We start from the raw sequence: 6,332 nt of genomic DNA, 5'->3' as shown, positions 1-6,332 counted from the left end.
GCGGGCTTCGTTGCGGGTGCGTTCGACGGCGTGGGCGGCGATGATTTGCAGGTATTCCACGGTCCGGGAGATTTCCTCGACGGTTCCGGCGAAGTCGGCGGCTTCGAGGAAATCGAATCCCCGGGCCTGGCCGGCGGCGGACTCCCGTGCCTCATTCAACGCGGAAACGCCGTCCTGCAGCAGCTCAGCCAGCCCCTGCCCGGCAGGCGCCCCAACAGCCGGCGGTGCCCCATCGGACGAGTCCCCAAGAGCCAAATCCCCAACAGACCAGACTTCCGGTCCTGCCGTCACCGCGGCGGCAGGGCTGCTGCCCCGGGAGCCGGGTACCGGCGTCGTGCCCTTAACCCCAAAGCCCTGCGGAATTGCGGCAAACCGCCCAGGGACAGCACCGGATGAAGCCCTCCCTCGAGCCGGACTCTGCGCAACTACTCCCATGAATCAAGCCTGACACCGCACCCACGCCAAGCAACCACGCCCATCCGCGTATGTGGAAAAGTCCAACAGTTTTTCAGCGTCGGTTTCTCATCAACGGAGAAAAAACGCCCAACGGCGGAAGGTCGCCGTCGGGCGTTCGCCACGGAAAGTGCCGCTCATGAGCGGCGCCGGCGTTAGTCCGGTATTTCCATCTGGAACCCGCATTCGTCGCAGTGCAGAACGCGGGTGTTGAGGTAGGTCTCAAGTTCGGGATCGCCGTTGCCGGATCCTTCGGAAGAGATGAGGTGAAGCCTGCCCGGACCGGTATGCATAGGCACCCCGCAGTGGAGGTGGTGGCGGCCGAACTGCAGGATCCCTTTGGGCTCTTTGGAACGGATCAGGACCTCGGCGACGTCGGGAACGGTGGCGGCGTGGGACCGGAGGGAGCCGCAGGATTCGCAGCGGTACTCCACGTGGACTACTTCGGGTGAGAGGGTGCGGTGCGGTTCGATGCGGTCGATGACCAGGTCGGCATCTGCGCCGCAGTGTTCACAAAGCGGCCTGAATGGAAGGGGTGTGGAGGAATAAAGGGGGTGGTTCGACTGTGCAGTCATGGTTAATCCTGGGGAATGCGGAGAGTGGATACCCTGGGCATAAGTACGAATCCTCCGTGTTTGAGCGTAAGCGGCGCGACCGCGCAAAACAAGCCCAAGGAATCTTCCGTCAGCCCTTGCCAAGCAAACAGTAAGCATGCTTATGGTATTGCTATTCCGTAACACCGACGGGTCGAACCCACTTCCCCGTTCGTGCTTCCGGAAGCTACGCCCAGTGATGCAGGCCGCTGGGTAATCCAAGCAACAAAGAACCGAATTCCAAGGAGAACACTATGCTCGCCAGGGAAAACATCGACCGCTTGATGGGCCTCAACGGAAACGTCCGCACCACGGAGGGGGACAAGGTCGGGTCCATCGGGACGTTCTACACAGATGACGACACCGGGGAGCCCACGTGGGTCACAGTAAAAACGGGTCTCTTCGGCAGTTCTGAATCATTCATCCCGCTCGAAGGAGCCACTGTGGACGGCGACGACGTTCTGGTGCCCTACAGCAAGGACCACATCAAGGACGCCCCTCGGGTCGCCGAGGATGGCCACTTGGATCCGGGCGAGGAGAGCCGGCTGTACAACCACTACGGCATTCAGGACAACTACGGCGCCGGACGGCCTGATGACTATTCAACGCGCGGCACGGCCGGCAACATCGACGCGACCCGTACCGACACCACCCGCACGGACGCCACGGGCACGGCACGCACGGGGGACGACGCCATGACCCGTTCGGAAGAGCGGCTCAACGTCGGAACCGAAAAGGCTACGACCGGCCGCGCCCGGCTCCGGAAGTACATCACCACGGAGAACGTCAGCACCACCATCCCGGTTCAGCGTGAGGAAGTCCGCCTTGAGCGCGAGCCCATCACGGACGCCAACGTCGGCAGCGCCATGTCCGGTCCTGACCTGACCGAGGACGAGCACGAGGTCACTCTCCATGAGGAGCGGCCCGTGGTTGAGAAGGAAACCGTCCCGGTGGAGCGCGTGCGCCTGGAGAAGGACACCGTCACCGATGACGTGCGCGTTGATGAGGAAGTCCGCAAGGAGCACATCGAAACGGAGGGCACCGGCGAGAACCGGCGCCTGTAGGGCTAGCGGCAATCGCCGCGCAGCTCGGGCTGGAAAGCGCTCGACGGCGGGAGGTCGCCGTCGAGCGCTTTGTCCACCTCCGCCTCTCGCGTCACCGGGCAGTAGCCGTTGTGGGGTATCGCGGAAGCATCGACGATGGGACGATTTCCGTATGGGCGAAGAAGACAAGACAAGACCGGACGTGCCCGCGAGCGCAGGATCGGAGGAGCGCGGGACCTGGCTGGACGATGCTGTGTCCCCCAATACCCAACAAATGCGTACCATCGGCCAGCGCAGGCGTGAGGCGGAGCGCAAGCTGGACCAACATCTTGAGGAAGCCAAACACAAGGCCGAAGCCGCTGAAGTGGACAATCAAAAGACCGAGTCGTAGCTCAGCGGCTGGTCTCCGGGTGCTTTTGTGGTGCCGGATGATCGGTGCCGGGCCCACCCTCCGCGATTGCGTTCCTCGGCAGTTGGTCCGTTCCCTGTTCCGGGTGCTTGGGCTTTTGAAGGGGAGTGTCGCTGTCGCGGGCTTCGCCGTGGTGCAGTTGCAGGGCGCAGTGGATGAGAGGAAAGTGGCTGAAGGCCTGCGGTGTGTTGCCGAGTTGGCGCTGGGTGCGCGGATCCCATTCCTCGCTCAGCAGCCCGACATCGTTCCGGAGGGTCAGCAGCCGTTCGAAGAGTTCGGTGGCCTCGCTTGACCGGCCGAGCCCCAGCAGTGCGTCCACCAGCCAGAACGAGCATGCAAGGAACACGCCCTCATCGCCCGGCAGGCCGTCGTGTCCTGATTGGGTGCGGTAGCGAAGGACCAGGCCGTCGTCGGTGAGCCGTCGCTGGATGGCGTCAACCGTGCCCGCCACATGCGGATGCCGGTGTGGCAGGAAGCCGACGCGTGGGATCAGCAGTAGGCTTGCATCCAGCTCCTTGCTTCCGTAGGACTGGACGAACGTATTGAGCTCGTCGTCGAACCCCTTCATCATGACGTCCTTGTGGATCTCTGCGCGGAGGGCCGCCCAGCGGCCGTCGGGACCGGGAAGGCCCGAAGTCCGGACGGCCTTGACCATCCGGTCCGCCGCCACCCATGCCATGACCTTCGAATGCGTGAAGTGGCGGCGAGGCCCGCGCATCTCCCAGAGCCCGTTGTCGGGTTGGTCCCACGCCCCTTCCAGGTACTCCATCAGGGCGACTTGGATGTCCCAGGACGTGTCCACGGCGCCGGGCGGGGACGCTGCCCGGGTGAGCGATAGGCCATCCAGGACTTCACCCCACACGTCCAGTTGCAGTTGCGGGGCCGCGGCGTTGCCTGTGCGGACCGGTTTGGAGTTCTCGTACCCCGCGAGCCAGGGAATATCGGCTTCCGGCAGCCGCCTGGCGCCGTCGAGTCCATAAACAATCTGCAGTTCAGACGGGTCCCCTGCGATTGCCCGCAGCAGCCACTCCCGCCAAGCCGATGCTTCCTCCGTGTAGCCGGCGGCAAGAAGTGACTGCAAGGTCAAGGTTGCATCCCGCAGCCAGCAGTAGCGGTAATCCCAATTCCGCGGGCCACCCAACTGCTCCGGCAGCGACGTCGTAGCGGCAGCGACGATGCCTCCCGTGGGCGCGTACGTCAAGGCCTTGAGCGTGATGAGGGACCGCTCCACCGGCTCTTTGTACTTGCCTTCCATCTCGCTGTGGTCGATCCACTGCCGCCAGAAAGACTCTGTGGCATCGAGGGCCCTGAGGGGATCGATCCTGCGCGGTTCCGGTTCGTGGCTGGGCGCCCAGCGCAGCACGAACGGAACGCGCTCACCTGCCCGGACCGTGAACTCGCTGATGGTGCGCCTGTCCTGGCCCTTCAGCGGGGCGTGGGTGGTGAGATAGGCGGAGTCCGGGCCGGCTACGGCACTGACACCGTGCGTGCTGTGGCGAACCCACGGCACCACGCGTCCGTAGTCGAAGCGCAGGATCAACTCGCCGCGCATGGCCACCTCGCCGGACAAGCCCTCGACAATCCTTACCAGGTCCACGGCGTCGTCGCGCACGGGCATAAAGTCAGTGACGCGGACAGCCCCGCCGTCCACTTCCCATTCGGTTTCGAGGATTAGCGTGTCAGGGCGATACCGGCGCCGCGTGCAGTTGGCGTCACTGTCCGCCAGGGCGGCCGGGGTAAGGATCCAGCGACCCGCTTCAGGGGTGTCCAGCAACGCTGCGAAGCAAGCCGGTGAATCGAACCGCGGCAGACACATCCAGTCGATTGATCCGCTGCGGGCCACCAACGCCGCCGTGTTCAGGTCCCCGATGATGGCGTAGTCCTCAATCCTGGCCATGGAATCAGATCCTTCAATCGGGCGGCGTCGAGTATGCCCTGACCGTACCCCTTTAGGGGCCGGGCCTCAACGGATGCTCCGGCTGAGGCCGTCGAGAATCAGGTCCAGGCCGAAGTCGAATTCGTCGCCGAAGTCGTAGCCGGGTTTGAGGACATGCTCGACGGCGATCTCCACCATGTGCGGGTACTCTCCCGTTGAGAAGCGCTCAAGGATGGGATTGGTGATTTCTGCCGCGGTGCCGCGGCCTTCGAAGGGAAGCGACGCTTCCTGGACAGCGAATCCGTAGATGTAGCTGTCCAGGAGCGCATACGCATGGGCCGTCATCCGGACCGAGAAGCCGGCAGCCCTCAGCGTGGCCAGGGTTGCCTCGTGGTGCATGAGCGTTGCCGGGCCGGGCGAAGACCGGCTCTCCACGAGTCCTACCGCCCAGGGGTGGCGTTTCAGCGCGGACCTCATGGCATGGGCGCGCCGGTGCATTTCTTCTCGCCAGTCTCCGTCGGCTGAGGGGAGTTCGATTTCGCTGAACACCATGTCCACGATCCCGTCCAGGATCTCTTCCTTGTTGGCCACGTAGTAGTACAGCGACATGGGTTTCGTGCCCATGCGTTGCGCCAATGTCCGGATGGTCAGGGCGGCAAGGCCGGATTCATCGGCAAGTTCCACGGCGCAGCTGAGCACCCTTGCGCGGCTGAGCGGAGGCCTCTCGGCGGTGGACGGCACGGAATCTCCTCTGGACAACTCGGTTTAGTACATTGTACGGTAGCCCTGCTAGTACTTTGTACGAAACCAACGCCCCACAACTTTAACCCCCTTCGGGTCCCTAAATCTCCGGAAAGGAATCGGCCATGAGTACTGGTCGGCAAGCCAAGGAAAAGTCCGTTACGAACCATCGCGGGTCGGGGACGCCCACCATGAGGGCCGTCCTGCAGGAGGGCTACGGCAGCGCGGACGTCCTGCGGGTAGGCAGCATCACCCGCCCGGCCATCGCTCCCGATGAAGTGATCATCCGGGTTCACGCCGCCGGGCTCGACCGGGGGACCTGGCACATCATGACCGGGCTGCCTTACGTACTGCGGTTGGCCTTCGGATTCCGCACTCCAAAGAACCCGGTTCCCGGCCTGGACCTTTCGGGGACAGTGGAGGCCGTTGGAGCCAAGGTCTCGCGTTTTGCGGTCGGCGACCAGGTCTTTGGTGTCGGAAAGGGCTCCTTCGCGGAATTCGCCTCAGCCCGCGAACGCCAACTCGCCCATAAGCCGGCAAGCATCACTTTTGAACAAGCGGCGGTGGTTCCCGTGTCGGCTTGCACGGCCCTTCAGGCACTCCGCGCCGCGGGCGTGGATCCTGTTGCGGCGGGCTCGTCCGCAGGAAAGCGCGTTCTGGTCACCGGGGCCTCGGGGGGAGTGGGCAGCTATGCAGTCCAGTTCGCCAAGGCAGCGGGAGCTGACGTGACTGCCGTCTGCAGTGCCGGGAAGGCCGATCTTGTCCGGTCGCTCGGTGCGGACCACGTTATCGATTACGCCATCCAGGACTTCGCAAGCGGCCCCGTTCGGTACGACGTAATCGTAGACATCGCGGGAAATCCCTCCCTCAAACGACTCCGCGGGGCACTCACGCCCACCGGGACGGCCGTCATCACGGGCGGGGAGGAAGGTGGATCCTGGACCGGAAGCCTGGACCGGCAGTTCAGGGCTCTCGCGTGGTCGTGGTTCATCCGCCAGAAATTGACCATGGTGATCGGTTCGGAGGGCTGGGAGGACCTTGCGACGATCTCCGGACTGCTTGAGGCGGGGACGATTGTTCCGGCCATCGACCAGACCTTTCCCTTGGAGCAAGTGCCGGAGGCCATGCGTTACTTCGATGCCGGTAAAGTGCGGGGGAAGATTGCGATAACCGTCGGTCCTTGGCGGGCACAATGAGGAACACAATCTCTGGCGGGC

General features: G+C 64.0%; 5 protein-coding genes and 2 pseudogenes. 3 read left to right on the top strand and 4 right to left on the bottom strand.

Features of this window, described 5'->3' with window-relative positions:
- Positions 1 to 435: pseudogene (locus tag AB0N65_RS17055) on the bottom strand (hypothetical protein); the annotation flags it as partial.
- A gap of 173 nt (positions 436 to 608) precedes the next feature.
- The gene (locus tag AB0N65_RS17050; protein ID WP_364164194.1) at positions 609 to 1,028 is read right to left on the bottom strand and encodes a hypothetical protein; all 420 of its coding nucleotides are present in this window, start codon (positions 1,026 to 1,028) and stop codon (positions 609 to 611) included.
- Positions 1,029 to 1,300: 272 nt separating this feature from the next.
- On the opposite strand from AB0N65_RS17050, the gene AB0N65_RS17045 reads away from it, so the two are divergent.
- Complete coding sequence (locus AB0N65_RS17045) at positions 1,301 to 2,110, top strand: PRC and DUF2382 domain-containing protein (RefSeq protein WP_364164191.1); 810 nt, start codon at positions 1,301 to 1,303, stop codon at positions 2,108 to 2,110.
- Between the two features lie 151 nt (positions 2,111 to 2,261).
- Positions 2,262 to 2,480, top strand: a complete 219-nt coding sequence (locus tag AB0N65_RS17040; RefSeq protein ID WP_364164188.1) for a hypothetical protein — start codon at positions 2,262 to 2,264, stop codon at positions 2,478 to 2,480.
- A 1-nt stretch (position 2,481) separates the two neighbouring features.
- Here AB0N65_RS17040 and AB0N65_RS17035 read toward each other — a convergent pair.
- Together AB0N65_RS17035 and AB0N65_RS17030 are read right to left on the bottom strand one after the other, a co-directional pair.
- Positions 2,482 to 4,416, bottom strand: a pseudogene (locus AB0N65_RS17035) (glycoside hydrolase family 15 protein); the annotation flags it as partial.
- A gap of 45 nt (positions 4,417 to 4,461) precedes the next feature.
- Positions 4,462 to 5,115: a TetR/AcrR family transcriptional regulator gene (locus AB0N65_RS17030; protein WP_364164186.1), complete on the bottom strand. Its 654-nt coding sequence runs from the start codon at positions 5,113 to 5,115 to the stop codon at positions 4,462 to 4,464.
- Between the two features lie 125 nt (positions 5,116 to 5,240).
- On the opposite strand from AB0N65_RS17030, the gene AB0N65_RS17025 reads away from it, so the two are divergent.
- Positions 5,241 to 6,311 carry an NAD(P)-dependent alcohol dehydrogenase gene (locus tag AB0N65_RS17025; RefSeq protein WP_364164184.1) on the top strand — a complete coding sequence of 357 codons (1,071 nt, stop codon included), beginning with the start codon at positions 5,241 to 5,243 and terminating at the stop codon, positions 6,309 to 6,311.
- The last annotated feature ends 21 nt before the right edge of the window (positions 6,312 to 6,332 follow it).

The sequence above is a fragment of the Paenarthrobacter sp. NPDC089322 genome, from assembly GCF_040684895.1.
Lineage (GTDB): Bacteria > Actinomycetota > Actinomycetes > Actinomycetales > Micrococcaceae > Arthrobacter.
This window is presented reverse-complemented; position numbering and strand designations above follow the sequence as displayed.

What these genes read in the sequence shown, in the direction of transcription:
- AB0N65_RS17025 (WP_364164184.1), top strand. Translation starts at nt 5,241, where the DNA reads ATGAGTACTGGTCGGCAAGCCAAGGAAAAGTCCGTTACGAACCATCGC.
- AB0N65_RS17040 (WP_364164188.1), top strand. Translation starts at nt 2,262, where the DNA reads ATGGGCGAAGAAGACAAGACAAGACCGGACGTGCCCGCGAGCGCAGGA.
- AB0N65_RS17045 (WP_364164191.1), top strand. Translation starts at nt 1,301, where the DNA reads ATGCTCGCCAGGGAAAACATCGACCGCTTGATGGGCCTCAACGGAAAC.
- AB0N65_RS17050 (WP_364164194.1), bottom strand. Translation starts at nt 1,028, where the DNA reads ATGACTGCACAGTCGAACCACCCCCTTTATTCCTCCACACCCCTTCCA.